Consider the following 14,529-nt stretch of genomic DNA (forward strand, 5'->3'; position numbering starts at 1 on the left):
ATGCACGCACACGTGCGACGCCTGTGACGATACTACTGGTCGGGTTCCAAAAACCCTTCCTCGGACCCCGCCGGGGCCCCGCGCTGCTCCGTATCGATTTCATATCCGTAGTGCGCTCGGCTATGCTTGTTTTCGCTGCCTTCGCGGGTTTGGGCGTTGTTCCGGGCCCCGCGAGAGGGTGAGCGCGAGTGGCGGAACGGCAGACGCGCTGGCTTCAGGTGCCAGTGTCCGAAAGGGCGTGCGGGTTCAAATCCCGCCTCGCGCACCCGGTTGAGGGCCCCCGGTCTCGGATCGGGGGCCCTTTTCGTGTCCGGCTTGCGCCCCCGCCGGCTACCGCACGTCCTTGAGCTGCACCGGACGGATGAGCACGTGCATCGGGGTCACGACCCAGCGCTCGCGCGTCGTACGGAACTGCTCCCGCGTCGAGAACTCGTACAGCGAGTTGCGCACCCGCACCCAGCGCGGCCGCTCGCCACCGAACGGGTCGGCGCGCAGCAGCCGGAGCGTCGCGGGGTCGGCGTCGAGGAGCTTGAACAGGAACGCGTAGAACCACTCCTCGTGCACGGTCCGCAGGGGGAGGAACCACATGAGCCAGTCGAGGCGCAGGTGATATGGCGCCCATTGCCGCGGCAGCCGGCCCGGCTCGCCCGGCTTGCCCCTGAAGCGGTACTCGCGCCATTCGGCACTGTCCGTGGGGACGTCGTCGAGCGTGCCCTCGACGACGATCTCGATGCGCCGCTTGGTGACCGTGCCGAACGCGCCGTACGTGTTGCCGAGCTGCCACCGGTTGAAGCTCGCGTTCATGAGCTGCCGATCCGAGAGGAGGTTCCTCGCCGGCCAGTAGCCGAGCACCGCGAGGAGCACGGCCGCGGCGAGGGCGACGGCGGCCCACGCCCACGCGAACACGTCGCCCGGGTAGCCGGTCGGCTCGCCGAGCCCGCCCGCGAACAGCCCGCCGGACCACACCGCGTGATTCTCCGCCGACGCGTCCGCCCACGATTCCGACGTGTACCGCAACGGCATGAACGGGAACAGGGCGTGCACCGCGCGGTCGCCCACGGCGCTGAACGCGAGCACGATCGCGGACCAGTTGAGCCACGCGAAGTTCCCGGACAGCACGAGCCACAGCTGCGTGATGACGATGAGCCCCGCGGCGATGCTCGCGATCGGCTGCGGCGCGAAGAGGAAGAACGGCACCACGAGCTGCGAGAAATGGTTCCCCACGACCTCGGCCCGGTGAAGCGGCTTGGGCAGGAGGTGGAACTGGCGGCTCAGAGGTCCGGGCATGGGCTGGGTCTCGTGGTGGTAGTACAGGGCCGTGAGGTTGCGCCATTCCTGGCCGCCGCGGATCTTGATCATTCCCGCGCCGAACTCGAGCCGGAACACGAGCCACGCCGTCACGAGCAGCACGGCCGTGGGGGGCGGGCTCTGGTCGGAGCCGAGGAACGCGACCGTGAACCCCGCCTCGAGCAGGAGCATCTCCCACCCGAAGCCGTAGAACGTCTGGCCCACGTTCACGATCGACATGTAGAGCACCCACAGCGCGAGGAACCCGATGAGCGGCACCCACGGTGGCCCGAGCTGGGGGACGCCAAGCACCGTGAGCCCCGAGACGACGAGGCCCGCGGCGCACATCCACCGGAAGCGCCGGTCCGAGTAGCCCCACCGGAACAACGTGGGGCGGCGCAGGCGCAGTCGGTGGAACGCCGCGAGATAGTCGGGGACCGGCAGGAAGCCGCGCTCGCCGAGGAGCGCCGGGAACTGGTTGAGGCTCGAGAGGAACGCGACGAAGAACAGGGCGGCGATGCCCCGCTGCAGCACGATGCGCGCCAGTTGGTAGTCCGGCGCGCTGAACCAGAGCAGCCAGTCCATGCGTCCACGCTACGCCGGGGCCGGGGCGCGCGGTACGAACGGCGCCGACGTGTGCGTGGCGTTGCTTGCCCGAGGGGGACCTCGTGCAACAGGCTGCCTCGGAGGGTGGACTACGGACCACCCCCGGCGGCTAGCGTGGTGCCATGAGCGCAGGCAGGCCCTTCCAGAACGTCACGTTCCCGTCCTCGGGCCGGGAGGCCCACGGCTATCTGGCCCGACCGGAGTCCGGTTCGGGGCCGGGCGTCATCGTCATCCAGGAGTGGTGGGGGCTTGTGGACCACATCCGCGACATTGCCGACCGCCTCGCCGCCCAAGGCTTCGTGGCCCTCGCCCCGGACCTGTTCGGCGGGCGCGTCGCGCACGACGGCGCCGAGGCCGCCCGCATCATGCGGGACCTCCCCGAGGCCGAGGGCGCGCGGCTGCTCGCGGGCGCCGTCGACTATCTCCTGAGCCTGCCCGAAGTCACGAGCTCGACCGTCGGGGCGATCGGCTTCTGCATGGGCGGCGGCTTCGTCCTGCAGCTTGCGGCGCAGCAGGGCGAGCGGATCAGCGCCGCCGTGCCGTTCTACGGCGTGGGGCAGGGCGTGCCGAACGACTTCTCCGGCGTCCGCGCCGCCGTCCAGGGCCACTACGGCGAGAAGGACCGCGGCTATCCGGCCGCGGAGGCCCGCAGGCAGGCCGAGCAGATACGGCGCGAGTCGGGCGCCGAGGTCACGTTCTACTTCTACGACGCGCCCCACGCGTTCGCCAACGACTCCAACCCCCAGGGCAACTACCGGCCTGAGGCCGCGAAGCTCGCGTGGTCCCGCTCAGTCGAGTTCCTGAGAGACAACGTGCGCTGACCCTGGTTCCGGGGGGAGGTCACCTCGCGCGCCGGGCGAGGGTGCGGCCGACGACGGCGGCCGCCACGAGCATGAGCACCGCGCCGATCGCCGCGGTCGCCCCAACCCCTGAGTCGAACGCGAGGCGCGCGGAGTCCAGCAGCTCGGCCGACGCTGGCCCCGGAAGGAGGGCGGCGCCGTCGACCGCTCCGCCCAGGGTCTCGCGCGCCCGCGCCGCCGCATCGCCCGAAAGGCCTGCGGGGACCACGACGTTGAGGCGGTATGCCGCCGCGAGCACGCTCCCGAGGATCGCCGTGCCGAGGACCGCGCCGAGCTCGTAGGCCGTCTCCGAGATGGCCGAGGCGGCCCCTGCCTTCGCGGGCGGGACGCTCGCGATGATGAGATCGTTCGAGAGCGTTTCGGCAAGCCCCACGCCCGCGCCGACCACGGCGAACCCCGTGAGCAGGGCCGGCAGCGAGCCGTCCCGCGCGAACACGAGGACGATCCCGTAGCCCAACGCGTTGAGCGTCAGGCCCGCGACCATGACGGCCGGAGCCGAGAACCGGGAGGCGAGTCGCACGGCCGCGAGGCCGGTCAGGATGGTGAGCGCGAGGCCGGGGAGCATGAGCAGCCCCGAGCGCAGCGGCGATTCGCCGACGACGAGCTGGAGGTGCTGCGAGAGGAACAGCATGAACCCCACGAGGGAGAAGATGCTGAGCAGGTTCGAGGCGAGGCTCGCGCCGAACGCGGGCGTCCGGAAGAGCCGCACGTCGAGCATGGGCCGCTTGCGCCGCAGCTGCCGCCGCACGAACGCCCACCCGGCCACGAGCCCCCCGGCCAGGATGAGCGGGGCGGGGGTGCCGCCGTCGTGCGCAAGCTCCTTGATGCCGTACACGACCGCGGTCGCGGCTGCGATGACGAGGAGGATGCTCGTCGGGTCGACGGGCGACGGCGCGGGGTCGCGCGATTCGGGCACGAGGATCGGGGCGAGGACGAGCAGGGGAACGAGGGCCGGCACGGCGAGCAGGAAGACCGAGCCCCACGCGAAGTGCTCGAGGAGCGCGCCGCCGACGAGCGGGCCGAGCGCCGCGCCGCCCGAGTACGCCGCCGCCCAGATCGCGATCGCGAGGCGGCGCTCGGTGGCGTCGGCGAAGATGTTCCGGATGAGCGAGAGCGTCGCGGGCATGATCATCGAGCCGAAGACGCCGATGAGCGCGCGGGCCGCGATGAGCTGGCCGGCGCTCGCGGCGAAGGCCGCTGCCGCGGAGACCGCGGCGAAGCCCGTGGCGCCGATGAGCAGCATGCGCCGGCGGCCGAAGCGGTCCCCGATGCTGCCCATCGGAACGAGGAGCCCCGCGAGGACGAGCGCGTAGACGTCGACGATCCACAGCAACTCGGTGCTGCCCGGCTGGAGCGCGAGGGAGATGGCGGGGAGGGCGAACGCGAGCACGGTGTTGTCGACGGCGATGAGCAGCACGGGGAACATGAGCGCGGTGAGCGCGAGCCAGCGGCGGGCGGCCGTGTGCTGCATCTGGCGGGCGGCGGAAAGGGTGGTGTGCGCCGTCTGGAACATGGGGTCTCCTCTCATTGTCCGTCCCCCTTGGGTAACTATACCGTCTGGACGGTTTAGTATCAACGCCGCGTACAGTGGCCTTATGCCCAGACCGCCCAAGGCCCGCGAGGCCCTGCTCGCCGCGTACCGGGACCTCCTCGTCTCCGACGGCGAGCGGGCGGCGACGATGGACGCAGTGGCGGCCCGCGCCGGCGTCTCGAAGGGCGGGCTGCTGTACCACTTCAAGAGCAAGGACGCCCTCGCCGAGGCCCTGCTCGCGGCGCTGCGCGAGGCCGCCGCGTCCGATCGGGAGCGCATGGCGGCGGATCCCGAGGGGCCCGCGCGGTATTTCGTGCGCACGTCGGTCAACTCGGGTACGGATATGGATGCGCTCTTCGTCGCCACGGTCCGGCTGGCCCAGGCCGGGCACCCCGAGGCGCTCGCGGTGCTCGAGGAGCTCGATGCGGCCTGGCTTGAGCTCATCCGCCGCGAGATTGCCGACCCGGCCGTCGCGACCGCCGTCATGCTCATGGGCGAGGGGCTCTACCACTACTCGTCGCTGGCTGGGGCGTGGCCCGAGCAGTCGTTTGGGACGTCGCTCGGCGAGCTGCTCGCGGTCGTGGACCGGTTGAGCGGCCGGACGGCGGGGTAGGCCCGCGGATTCCGACCGGGACTGAGCCGGGATTCGCGGCGTGTCGTCGCGACACGCCGGTTTCGCGGCCGCCTGGTCGGCAAAGGCGGTCGGAATCCGGGCGCATCCCCGACGCGGCCTCCCCGGCGGGCGCTCGCGCCGCCCCTTGACCTTGACGTGGCGTCAACTTCTACCCTCGAAGAGGCAAGGAGGAACGCATGGACTGGAGCATTCAAGAGGTCGCCAAGCTCGCGGGGACCACGAGCCGCACGCTGCGCCACTACGGAACGATCGGCTTGCTCGAGCCGAGCCGCGTGGGGCACAACGGCTATCGCTACTACGACGAGGAGTCGCTCGTGCGGCTCCAGCGGATCCTCCTGCTCCGCGAACTGGGGCTGGGCCTGCCGGCCGTCGCGGAGGTCCTCGAAAACCAGACGGACCAGTCCGCTGCGCTGCGCACGCACCTCGCGTGGCTGCGGCAAGAGCAGGAACGGCTCGCGCGCAAGGCGCGGGCGGTCGAGTTGACGATTGAACAATTGGAAGGAGGCGGCCAGCTCATGGCACAGGACATGTTCGATGGGTTCGACCACACGCAGTACAAGGAAGAGGTCGAGTCCCGCTGGGGCGCGAAGGCGTACGCCGACAGCAACAAGTGGTGGCGCGGACTCGGCACCGAGGGCCAGCAGGAGTGGAAGGGCCGCATCGCGCGGCTCATCGACGACTGGCGCGCGGCCGCCGCGAGCGGAGCCTCGCCCGAGAGCGACACCGCCCAGACGCTCGCCGCCCGCCACGTCGAGTGGCTCGGCTCGATTCCCGGCACCCCGGGCTACCCCGAGGGCCCGGCCAAGGCCTACGTGCTCGGCCTCGCTGACATGTACGTGGCCGACGAGCGCTTCGCGGCCAACTACGGCGGCGCCGCGGCCGCGACCTACGTGCGCGACGCGCTTCACGTGTACGCCGAGCGCGAGCTCTAAGGTTCCCCGGGGGCGGCCGCGGGCGGACGACGGCGGGCGCACCCTGCACAGCTGACGGCGCAACTGGGAGGGGCGCCTGCGGCGGGCGGACGACGGCGGGTGCGCACCCGCCGTCGTCCGCTTCCGTTGCGCCGTCAGATCCGCAGGGTGTTCGGTGGGCCATCGCTCGGGGCCGCCGAGCCGCCTAGGCTGGTCGAATGCGAGTCAAGATGTGCAGCATCCACGTGACCGATCCCGCCGCCGCCCATTCCTTCTACACCGAGACCCTCGGCTTCGACACGCTCATGGCGATGCCGGAGGCGAACCTGTTCATCGTCACCTCGCCCGGAACACCGGGTCTGGGGCTCCTGCTCGAGCCGAGCGACAACCCCGTCGCCGAGGCGTACCGCAGGGGCGTCTACGAGCAGGGCCTTCCCGCGATCGTCTTCGGCTCGGGCGACGTGCGCGCCGAGTACGAGCGACTCACCGCGGCGGGGGTCGCCTTCCGCGGCGAGCCCGCCGAAGGCCCGGCCGGGCTCACGGCCGTCTTCGACGACACTTTTGGAAACTTCGTTCAGCTCCACCAGGACTGAGCCCCGGGACGGGACCCCGCACGGTTGTGGGGTCCCGTCCCGAGGGTTGTGGGGTCTCTGGTCAGATCGTGGCGCCGGCTCGGCGTAGCCGCCACCAGCGCGGGGCCGCCGCGATCACGAGCCCGGCCACCGCGACGGCCGTGCTGAGGCCGAGGCCCGGTCGGAATACGTCGAGCATCGCGGCCGCCGAGGCGTGGCCGGCGTGCCCGCCCGAGCCGACGAGCGCCGTCGTCACGGCGAGAACGAGCGCCGCGCCCACCTGGGTGCTCGTCTGGATGAGCCCTGCGGCGAGGCCCTGCTCGGCGTCATGAATCCCGGCGGTCGCCTGCACGTTGATCGACGGGAAGCCGAGCGCGAAACCGACGCCGAGAAGCAGGACGGACGGCAGGATGTCCGTCACGTACGTGGGCTCTGTGCCGATCCGCAGGAACAGCAGATAGCCCAGCGAGAGCGAGAGCAGCCCGGCGATCACGAGTCGGGTCGCCCCGAAGCGGTCGATGAGTCGGCTCGCGAACGGCGCGCTGCCAGCCACCATGAGCCCCGCGGGAAGCAGGGCGAGGGCCATCGCGAGCGGTGCCCAGCCGAGAACTGACTGCAGGTACAGCGTCACGATGAACTGGAAGCTCAGGTAGGAGCCGAACAGCGCCACCGCCGAGAGATTGGCGCGGGCCACCCAGCCCTCGCGGAGGATCCCGAAGCGGATGAGCGGGTGCTTGGCGCGCGTTTCGATCCACGCGAACGCCGCGAGCACGGCGGCCGACGCCGCGAAGCCGCCGATCGTCTGCGCCGAACCCCAGCCGAAACTCGGAGCCGAGACGAGCGTGAACACGAGCCCGAGCATGCCGGCGGAAAGGGTGGCGGCGCCCCAGACGTCGTGCCCGCCGTCGTTCGCCGGGCGGTCCCTCGGGATGAAGCGCAGGCCGAGGAGCACCGCCGCGACGGCGATCGGCACGGAGAAGAGGAACGTCCAGCGCCAGCTGAGCGCCGTCATGAGTCCGCCGACCACGAGGCCGAGCGAGAACCCGCTTGCGCCGAACGTCGTGTAGATGGAGATCGCGCGGTTGCGCTCGCGGCCTTCCGCGAAGTTGGTGGTGATGATCGAGAAGCCCGTCGGCGCCGTGAACGCCGCGGCGAGGCCCTTGATGAAGCGCGTTGCGATGAGCAGGGTCGGGTCGCTCACGAGCCCGCCGAGGAGTGACGCGGCAGCGAAGACCGCAAGCGCCGCGAGGAAGATCCGGCGGCGCCCCATGAGGTCCGCCATGCGCCCGCCGAGCAGCAGGAGGGAGCCGTACCCGAGCACGTAGCCCGAAACAATCCATTGGAGCGACTCGGTGCCGAGGCCGAGCTCGCGGCCGATCGAGGGGAGGGCGACGCCGACCATCGAGACGTCGAGCCCGTCGAGGGCGAGCACGACGCAGAGGGTGACGAGGAGGAGCCACTGGGCGCGCGTCCACCGGGCGTCGCGGAGTGTGGCGGGGGTCCGAGGGGTGGCCAAGTCGGGGAGAGTGGTCAGGTCTTGTGCCATGGCCCCGACATTACATGACGCTTCATTGAATGACAAGGAAAAAGATGAACTGGAATTTAAATCCGCGTGGCGATACACTCGGACCATGTCTACGGAGGCACTACCCCAGCTCGTAGAACAATGGCGAGCCATCCAATGCGCCTATCTCAAGACGTCCAACGCCCTGGACCGCGAGCTGTCCGCGCGCCACGGGATCGGCCTCAACGAGTTCGAGACGCTTGACCTGCTCTCGGAGCAGAGCGCCGACGGGTGCCGCATGAAGGACCTCACGGCCATCTCGCCCATGACCCAGAGCGCGCTCTCCAAGATCGTCGACCGGCTCGAGAAGGCCGGGTTCGTGCGTCGCGCCGCGTGCGCCGAGGACCGCCGGTCGCTCTATCTCGAGCTGACCGAGGCGGGCACGCGACTCCACGGCGAGGCGGAGGTCACGCACCGCGAGCTCCTTCTGGCAAATCTCCCAAGCTGAGCCGCCCGCACATCTTGGCCGCTGCCTCCAGCGCTTTCCGAAACAGTGCCGACCTCCGGTATGCCGGGGCGACGCTCGCCGCCCTCCTCGTCTTCGGGCTCGGGGGAGCGGCCGTGCCGTCCGCCCCGACGCCTCGTGCGCGGCCCTCGCCGCCGAGCATTCTCGGCGCCGACATCTCGTACCCGCAATGCCGCGCGCTGCCGCCGTCGGACGCCGCCTTCGGCGTGGTCGGCGTCAACCGGGGCACCTCGACGACCACGAATCCGTGCCTCGCCTCAGAGCTCGCGTGGGCCAACGGGACCCAGGGAGGGACCACCCAGCCGAGGCTTCAGCTCTACGTCAACACGAGCAACCCGGGCGCGCCAGCGCCCGCCCCGGCGCCCGCTGGGTGGCCGAAATCCGGCTCGACGCCCCATGGGCAGTGTTCGGGGCAGGCCGGCGCCGCGTGCGCGTGGCAGTTCGGCTGGGAACGCGCGGCCGACGACGTCGCGCAGCGCCTCGCGCCGGCCGCGCGGGCGGCCGGACTGCCGGCGGGAGCGGACAACTACACGTGGTGGCTCGACGTCGAGACGGCCAACACCTGGCAGGAGGACACCACGGCGAACCGCGCCGTGCTCGAAGGCATGACGGCCTCCTTCGCGGCGCAGGGAGCGCGGGTGGGCCTCTACTCGACGGCGCGGCAGTGGGGGCGGATCGTCGGGATTGTCCCCTCCACGAGCCCGCTCTCGGCATTGCCCGATTGGCTCGCCGGGACAACCACGGCGGACGGGGCGAAGGCGCTCTGCGCCCAGCCCCCGCTGACGAGTCACGGGCGGGTTGCACTCACCCAGTACGTCGCGGCGGTCGACGGCGACTACCCCTGCGCGGGCTGAGTCCCGCCGGGTGTGGGGACGGGACCCCGCAACGGTGGGGACGGGACCCCGCAACGGTGGGGACGGGACCCCGCAACGGTGGGGACGGGACCCCGCAACCGATCAGTGGTAGTGGCGCGGATCCGCCTTGATCTTCTTCTGCGACTTGGCCGCCGCGGCGTCGCGGACGCGCTTCTGCTCCTCGCGCACGGCCGCCATGCTGGCGCGCTCGTCAACGAGCCACTGCGGGCGGTTCTGCAGGAGATCGCTGATCTCCGCCGTGGTGAGCGCGTCGGTCACGCCGCCGCGGGCGAGCCCACTGATGGACACGTTGAGCTTCTGCGCGACGACTGGCCGCGGGTGAGGGCCGTCGCGCCGCAGGTCGGCGAGCCACTCCGGGGGATTGGCGTGGAGCTCGTCGAGCTGCTCGCGGCTCACCTCGCTGTCCTGGAACTCCGCCGGCGTAGCGGGCAGGTAGATGCCCAGCTTCTTTGCGGCGGTGGCCGGCTTCATGGACTGGGGCTTGCGGGAAGTCATGGGTTAAGGGTAGCCGGGCTACGGTTGACGCATGAGTTCCGAGCACGCACCTCCTTCCGGCCTCCGCGTCGCCTTCGTCGCGGGAGTGGCCCCGGGCAAGTGGTTCCACCGCTGGGAGGAGCGCTTCCCGGACGTCCCCCTCAGCTCGGAAATGGTCGACGACGCCCAGCAGCTCGCCGTGATCCGCGACGGCCGGGCGGATGTTGCCTTCGTGCGGCTCCCCGTGGACCGCGACGGCCTCCACATCATCCCGCTCTACGATGAGCTCCCCGTGGTCGTGGCCCCCAAGGGCCACGAGATCCAGGCGTTCGACGAGGTACCCCTCGCCGAGATCGAGGACCAGCTCTTCGAGTACGACGGCGGCCCCTCCGAGCGCCTCGACCTCGTCGAAGGCGGGGCGGGCCTCGCGATCCTGCCGATGAGCGTGGTCCGCCACTTCAACCGCAAGGAGCTCAGCTACCGGCCGGTCACCGGGGTGCCGGAGTACGCGGTCGGCATCGCGTGGCTGCGCGAGAACGAGAGCGACGAGATCCAGGAGTTCATCGGCGTGGTCCGCGGCCGGTCCGCGAGCAGCTCGAGGCAGACGTCGGTGCAGAAGGATGAGCAGGAGGCCGCGAAGCAGCGGCGCGTTGATCGCGCCGCATCGCAGTCGGCAGAGGCGAGGGCCCGCAACGACGCGAGCCGCGCCGCCAAGTCCGCACGCTCAGGGCGCGGTGCCGGAAAGCCCGGCAAGCCTGGCGGCAAGGGTCGCCGCCCGGGTGCGGGCCGCCGTCGTCCCCGGTAGCGGTCCGCTCCTGCCCACTTTGGCCCACAGAACGGGCTTACGAGCACGCTCCAGGACTGGTCGAAGCCCTCGGCGGGGGCCCCAGAGTGGGCAGGAAGGGACGCGTCAGCGGGCGTCGTGCGGTGCCGGACGGCGCGTAAGGGTCCAGACGTTCGCGCCGTCACGCCGTTCGCACGTGATGGTGGTGAGAAGCTGGCGGGCCAGCGCGAGACCGCGGCCGGCCTCCGCGTCGGGGCCGGGCATCTCCCCCGCACCCTCGGGAATCACCACGGGCTGCGCGCCGAGCTCGAACAGCCGCGCGAGCAGGAGGTCCGGGTGAACCTCGACCTCGAGGTCGAGCTGGACCTCGCCGCCCGGGGGCTTCGCGTGCCGGACGGCGTTGGTCACGACCTCGACGACGGCGAGCTCGAACGGGAGCCGATCCTCGGCGTCGATGACGAGGGCGAGGTCCCACAGGCGCACGAGCTCGTCCTGGACGGCCTCGACGATCGGCGGCATGGCGGGCCCGCGCACGTGTCCTTCGGCTAGCAGCTCAGGCATTTCGGTACGCGTCCTCGACCTTGCCGTACGGCTTCAGGATCCGATCCATGCTGGTCAGCTTGAGCACCATCTGTACTTGCTCCCCCACGTTGGCGATTCGCAGATCTCCGCCGGCCTGGCGCGCGGCCTTGAGGCACCCCACGAGCGCCCCCAGGCCGGAAGAGTCCATGAACTCGGTCTCTCCGAGATTGAGGACGAGGCGGCGGTGGCCGGAATCGATCGCGTCCGACACCGCGGCCTTGAGCATCGGAGCGCCGACCATGTTGAGCCGTCCGCGCGCTGCCACCTCGGTGTAGCCGTCCCGTTCCTCGACGGCAAATTTCATGCTTCCTCCTTGTCCGCCACAACGGTCGGATCGAATCCTCGGTAGCGCGCAGCTCCGACGAGCACACTCAGCAGGACGACGTCGAAGATCGCCCACACGATGTTCACCACGGTACCGAGCCCTTCGCCGAGACCGAAGCCCCAGCGCACGGCACCCGTCACACACGCGACGAGAAGCAGGCCCCCAACGACGGCCTGGGGCCACACGAGCGGCAACGCGGCGCGGCGTTCGCCCCGCGACTTGGGCGTCACGGCGAAGGCCAGCGGGCGACCGAACCACACGTTCGCGGCCGCCGAGGTGCACGCCCGTATCCAGGTGGGGAAGAGCGCGAGGCTGTACTGCTGCCCTCGCCACGTCTTCGCGCCCTGCGCGACGAGGACGAACAGGACCTGATTGAGCACCATGAACGGCACGAAGCGCTCGAAGAAGGACGTGTTGAGCGCCGTGACCGGCGGGACGCCGAACAGCAGGTACGCGAGCGGCCCGGCGAAGTACACGACGGCCGCGAAGCCGGAGAGGTAGCTCCACATCGTGGCGAAGTACAGGATCCGCTGGGGCCACGAGAGGCCGCGCATCGTGAGCGGATTCTCGCGCAGCATGACCTGCACGGTGCCCTGCGCCCAGCGCATGCGCTGGGTGAGCATCGCGGGGAGGTCCTCGGGGGCGAGCCCGACCGCGAGCACCTCGTGGTGGTAGATGCTGCGCCAGCCCGAGGCGTGGAGCCGCATCGACGTGGACATGTCCTCGGTCACCGAGATCGTGGAGAGCGGCATGATGGGCTGCGCCTCATGCAGGCGTTCGACGCTCACGGCGTCAAGGAGGGTCCCCAGCGACTCGAGCGCGCCGAGCGGCGAGAGGTCGCGGGCCGCAAGACGGTCGACGGCGGCGTCCAGGTCAGCGGGATCGTCGCCGAGGGTCCCCTCGCCGAACTCCCCGAGTTCCGCGCGCAGGGTCGCAACGTCCGCGGAGGCGTTTGCGAGGTCCTCGGCGACGAGGGTCCGGACCGCCGCGTCGACGTTGGCCTGCACGGCATACGTCGCGTCGCCGAAGGAGCCGCCCGACGCGAGGCGCCGCGAGCCCTCGCCGAGGGCACCCTCGACCCGCCCGAGCAGCGAGGCGACCCTCGGATCGCGGGCCTCGGGGCGCCGTCGGGCGGTGCGTACGACGGCGCGGCCCGCCGCGAGCGCGCGCCGCACCCGGCGCTCGGTGTCGGCGACGTAGCCCTCGAGGCCCAGCCGCATGAGGGCCTCGCGGCGCAGCACCGCGTTGGAGCCGCAGAAGAAGGCCGCGTTCCAACCGTCCTTGCCCTGCTGGATCGGACCGTAGAACAGGGGCGCCTGGCTCCCGAGCGGATCGTTCTGGGGGACGTTGCCGAACCACTGCGGCGTCTGGACGAACGCCACGCGGCGGTTGTTGAAGTAGCCCAGGGTCCGGTCGAGGATCTCGGGGCGCGGGACCTGGTCCGCGTCGAGGACGAGCACGAACTCGCCCTGGGTCTCGTGGAGCGCGTTGTTGAGGTTGCCGGCCTTCGCGTGCGGCGGCTTCCCGAGCCACTCCTCGCCGCGCGAGACGTAACCGGCGCCGAGCCGCGCGACGGCCTCGCGCAGCTCCGGCCGCGCGCCGTCGTCGAGCACCCACGTCGTGTGGGGATAGCGGATGGCGAGCGCCGCGCGCGTCGTCGCGAGGACGAGCTCGGGGTCCTCGTTGTACGTCGTGATGAACACATCCACCGTGAGCCCCTGCGGCGCGCTGGGCGCGTTGTCGCGGGTGGACATGCGCCAGATGGTGAACGCGAACAGGGAGACGTCGACGAGCGAGTACGTCTCCGCGGCGACGAGCGGGACGGCGATCCACCACGCCGCCCAATTGAGGGACGCCGTCCAGCGCCACAGGATGTAGATGAGGCCCATTGCGACCGTGAGGGCGGCGACGATACGGATCGCGTGGATGCTCATCATGTGATGGCGGATCCTGCCGGTGGTCGAGCGACGGCCGAGCGACGGACGACGATGACCGTCGTGTCGTCCTGGCTTGTCGAGTCGAGCCCGATGACGTCCCGGACGGCGGCGTCGGCGTCCGGCGCGGCAACGATCGCCGCCGCCGCGGCGTCGAGCGCGTCGTCGACGCCACGGAAGGCTTCGAGGAGCCCATCGCTCAGGGCCACGAGCGCGCCGCCGGGCTCGAGATTGCCGTCGTGGGCGGTCCACTCGGCGCCCTGGAGGAGTCCGATCGGCGGGCCCGAGGTGGTGAGGCGCTCCCACATGCCGTCGGGGTGGATGAGGAGGCCGAGTCCGTGACCCGCGTCCACGTAGGTGAAGTCCCCGGTCGCGGCGTCGAGGCGTGTGTGCAGGAGGGTCACGAACGAGCCGAGGCGCAGGAGGTCGGGCTCGAGGGCGCGCGCGGCGGTGCCCACGAGGGCGCCAGGGCCCTGTTCGAGGCGTCCGGGACGCAGCACGGCCCGGGCGGTCGCGGCGACGAGGGCCGCGCCCATGCCCTTGCCCATCGCGTCCGCGAGCGTGAACGCGAGCGAGGTCCCGTCCGTCTCCCAGTCGAAGAAGTCGCCGCCCACGCTGCGGGACGGGTGGCACGCGCCCGCGACGTCGTAGCCGCGGACGTTCGGGGCGCGGTCGGGGAGGAGGCCCTGCTGGACGCGCGCCGCCGTCTGCAGATCGCTCTCCTGAACGGAGGCCGCGCGGGGCCGGCGGAACAGTGCCTCGACGCGGGCCTGGAGCTCGCGGGGGCTGAACGGCTTCGCGAGCACGTCGTCGGCCCCGCGGTCGAGCGCCTCGAGCCTGTCCGCCTCCGCCGCTCTCGCCGTGACGACGAGGATGTAGGCGTTGCTGAACATGCGCAGGGTGCGGCACACCTCGAGGCCGTCGAGGTCGGGGAGACCCAGGTCGAGGGTGATGAGGTCCGGAGCGTCACGGCGGGCCGCCTCGAGCGCCGGGTACCCGGCGCCCGCGCTCGTCGCGTCGAAGCCTTGGCGGCTCAGCGTCGCTTCGAGGAGCCGACGGATGTCCGGATTGTCCTCAATAATGAGTGCTCGGCGAGTCATCGTTCTCCCTTCCACGCCAACTCA

15 protein-coding genes and 1 tRNA gene are annotated in these 14,529 nt (G+C 71.2%); 8 read left to right on the forward strand and 8 right to left on the reverse strand.

Features of this window, described 5'->3' with window-relative positions:
• The first annotated feature begins 182 nt into the window (after positions 1 to 182).
• Positions 183 to 265, forward strand: a tRNA-Leu gene (locus ACOKR1_RS00460).
• Between the two features lie 65 nt (positions 266 to 330).
• Here ACOKR1_RS00460 and ACOKR1_RS00465 read toward each other — a convergent pair.
• Complete coding sequence (locus ACOKR1_RS00465) at positions 331 to 1,872, reverse strand: lipase maturation factor family protein (protein WP_422934834.1); 1,542 nt, start codon at positions 1,870 to 1,872, stop codon at positions 331 to 333.
• Positions 1,873 to 2,015: 143 nt separating this feature from the next.
• Here ACOKR1_RS00465 and ACOKR1_RS00470 point away from each other — a divergent pair, with 143 nt between their 5' ends.
• Complete coding sequence (locus ACOKR1_RS00470; RefSeq protein ID WP_422934835.1) at positions 2,016 to 2,714, forward strand: dienelactone hydrolase family protein; 699 nt, start codon at positions 2,016 to 2,018, stop codon at positions 2,712 to 2,714.
• Positions 2,715 to 2,733: 19 nt separating this feature from the next.
• Here the strand turns inward: ACOKR1_RS00470 and ACOKR1_RS00475 are convergent, their stop codons facing one another.
• Complete coding sequence (locus ACOKR1_RS00475; protein WP_422934836.1) at positions 2,734 to 4,266, reverse strand: MFS transporter; 1,533 nt, start codon at positions 4,264 to 4,266, stop codon at positions 2,734 to 2,736.
• Between the two features lie 82 nt (positions 4,267 to 4,348).
• Here ACOKR1_RS00475 and ACOKR1_RS00480 point away from each other — a divergent pair, with 82 nt between their 5' ends.
• The 3 genes from ACOKR1_RS00480 to ACOKR1_RS00490 all read left to right on the forward strand — a co-directional run bounded on the left by ACOKR1_RS00480 (position 4,349) and on the right by ACOKR1_RS00490 (position 6,422).
• The gene (locus ACOKR1_RS00480) at positions 4,349 to 4,897 is read left to right on the forward strand and encodes a TetR/AcrR family transcriptional regulator (RefSeq protein WP_422934837.1); all 549 of its coding nucleotides are present in this window, start codon (positions 4,349 to 4,351) and stop codon (positions 4,895 to 4,897) included.
• Between the two features lie 197 nt (positions 4,898 to 5,094).
• Positions 5,095 to 5,850 (forward strand): MerR family transcriptional regulator, encoded by a 756-nt coding sequence (locus ACOKR1_RS00485; protein WP_422934838.1) that lies wholly within the window; start codon positions 5,095 to 5,097, stop codon positions 5,848 to 5,850.
• Between the two features lie 197 nt (positions 5,851 to 6,047).
• A complete protein-coding gene (locus ACOKR1_RS00490; protein ID WP_422934839.1) occupies positions 6,048 to 6,422 on the forward strand; it encodes a VOC family protein in 375 nt (124 codons plus the stop codon).
• 61 nt (positions 6,423 to 6,483) lie between these two features.
• On the opposite strand, the gene ACOKR1_RS00495 is transcribed toward ACOKR1_RS00490, so the two are convergent.
• Entirely contained in the window at positions 6,484 to 7,947 is a 1,464-nt protein-coding gene (locus ACOKR1_RS00495; protein ID WP_422934840.1) for an MFS transporter, read from the reverse strand.
• 85 nt (positions 7,948 to 8,032) lie between these two features.
• Between ACOKR1_RS00495 and ACOKR1_RS00500 the strand changes: the two genes are divergently transcribed.
• Positions 8,033 to 8,413, forward strand: a complete 381-nt coding sequence (locus ACOKR1_RS00500; RefSeq protein ID WP_422934841.1) for a MarR family winged helix-turn-helix transcriptional regulator — start codon at positions 8,033 to 8,035, stop codon at positions 8,411 to 8,413.
• A 14-nt stretch (positions 8,414 to 8,427) separates the two neighbouring features.
• Positions 8,428 to 9,285 carry a hypothetical protein gene (locus ACOKR1_RS00505; RefSeq protein ID WP_422934842.1) on the forward strand — a complete coding sequence of 286 codons (858 nt, stop codon included), beginning with the start codon at positions 8,428 to 8,430 and terminating at the stop codon, positions 9,283 to 9,285.
• A 102-nt stretch (positions 9,286 to 9,387) separates the two neighbouring features.
• Here the strand turns inward: ACOKR1_RS00505 and ACOKR1_RS00510 are convergent, their stop codons facing one another.
• Positions 9,388 to 9,801, reverse strand: coding sequence for a DUF5997 family protein (locus ACOKR1_RS00510; protein ID WP_422934843.1), 414 nt, complete (start codon positions 9,799 to 9,801; stop codon positions 9,388 to 9,390).
• Between the two features lie 31 nt (positions 9,802 to 9,832).
• On the opposite strand from ACOKR1_RS00510, the gene ACOKR1_RS00515 reads away from it, so the two are divergent.
• A complete protein-coding gene (locus ACOKR1_RS00515) occupies positions 9,833 to 10,585 on the forward strand; it encodes a LysR family transcriptional regulator substrate-binding protein (RefSeq protein WP_422934844.1) in 753 nt (250 codons plus the stop codon).
• 105 nt (positions 10,586 to 10,690) lie between these two features.
• Here ACOKR1_RS00515 and ACOKR1_RS00520 read toward each other — a convergent pair whose 3' ends face one another.
• The 4 genes from ACOKR1_RS00520 to ACOKR1_RS00535 are packed head-to-tail and all read right to left on the reverse strand — an operon-like array spanning position 10,691 to position 14,505.
• On the reverse strand, positions 10,691 to 11,125 hold the full coding sequence (locus ACOKR1_RS00520; RefSeq protein ID WP_422934845.1) for an ATP-binding protein: 435 nt from the start codon (positions 11,123 to 11,125) through the stop codon (positions 10,691 to 10,693).
• Entirely contained in the window at positions 11,118 to 11,450 is a 333-nt protein-coding gene (locus ACOKR1_RS00525; protein WP_415856935.1) for an STAS domain-containing protein, read from the reverse strand. Before ACOKR1_RS00525 ends, ACOKR1_RS00520 begins: the two co-directional genes overlap by 8 nt.
• Entirely contained in the window at positions 11,447 to 13,408 is a 1,962-nt protein-coding gene (locus tag ACOKR1_RS00530) for a glycosyltransferase (RefSeq protein WP_422934846.1), read from the reverse strand. The genes ACOKR1_RS00525 and ACOKR1_RS00530 overlap by 4 nt, the downstream gene beginning before the upstream one ends.
• Positions 13,405 to 14,505 carry a SpoIIE family protein phosphatase gene (locus ACOKR1_RS00535; protein ID WP_422934847.1) on the reverse strand — a complete coding sequence of 367 codons (1,101 nt, stop codon included), beginning with the start codon at positions 14,503 to 14,505 and terminating at the stop codon, positions 13,405 to 13,407. The genes ACOKR1_RS00530 and ACOKR1_RS00535 overlap by 4 nt, the downstream gene beginning before the upstream one ends.
• Positions 14,506 to 14,529: the final 24 nt, after the last annotated feature.

The sequence above is a fragment of the Sinomonas sp. P47F7 genome, from assembly GCF_049332655.1.
GTDB lineage: Bacteria > Actinomycetota > Actinomycetes > Actinomycetales > Micrococcaceae > Sinomonas.

Bases quoted from the DNA above. Each gene is read 5' to 3' on its own strand.
- ACOKR1_RS00485 (WP_422934838.1), top strand. From the start codon at position 5,095: ATGGACTGGAGCATTCAAGAGGTCGCCAAGCTCGCGGGGACCACGAGC.
- ACOKR1_RS00525 (WP_415856935.1), bottom strand. From the start codon at position 11,450: ATGAAATTTGCCGTCGAGGAACGGGACGGCTACACCGAGGTGGCAGCG.
- ACOKR1_RS00510 (WP_422934843.1), bottom strand. From the start codon at position 9,801: ATGACTTCCCGCAAGCCCCAGTCCATGAAGCCGGCCACCGCCGCAAAG.
- ACOKR1_RS00520 (WP_422934845.1), bottom strand. From the start codon at position 11,125: ATGCCTGAGCTGCTAGCCGAAGGACACGTGCGCGGGCCCGCCATGCCG.
- ACOKR1_RS00470 (WP_422934835.1), top strand. From the start codon at position 2,016: ATGAGCGCAGGCAGGCCCTTCCAGAACGTCACGTTCCCGTCCTCGGGC.
- ACOKR1_RS00495 (WP_422934840.1), bottom strand. From the start codon at position 7,947: ATGGCACAAGACCTGACCACTCTCCCCGACTTGGCCACCCCTCGGACC.
- ACOKR1_RS00490 (WP_422934839.1), top strand. From the start codon at position 6,048: ATGCGAGTCAAGATGTGCAGCATCCACGTGACCGATCCCGCCGCCGCC.
- ACOKR1_RS00465 (WP_422934834.1), bottom strand. From the start codon at position 1,872: ATGGACTGGCTGCTCTGGTTCAGCGCGCCGGACTACCAACTGGCGCGC.
- ACOKR1_RS00500 (WP_422934841.1), top strand. From the start codon at position 8,033: ATGTCTACGGAGGCACTACCCCAGCTCGTAGAACAATGGCGAGCCATC.
- ACOKR1_RS00480 (WP_422934837.1), top strand. From the start codon at position 4,349: ATGCCCAGACCGCCCAAGGCCCGCGAGGCCCTGCTCGCCGCGTACCGG.
- ACOKR1_RS00530 (WP_422934846.1), bottom strand. From the start codon at position 13,408: ATGATGAGCATCCACGCGATCCGTATCGTCGCCGCCCTCACGGTCGCA.
- ACOKR1_RS00535 (WP_422934847.1), bottom strand. From the start codon at position 14,505: ATGACTCGCCGAGCACTCATTATTGAGGACAATCCGGACATCCGTCGG.
- ACOKR1_RS00475 (WP_422934836.1), bottom strand. From the start codon at position 4,266: ATGTTCCAGACGGCGCACACCACCCTTTCCGCCGCCCGCCAGATGCAG.
- ACOKR1_RS00515 (WP_422934844.1), top strand. From the start codon at position 9,833: ATGAGTTCCGAGCACGCACCTCCTTCCGGCCTCCGCGTCGCCTTCGTC.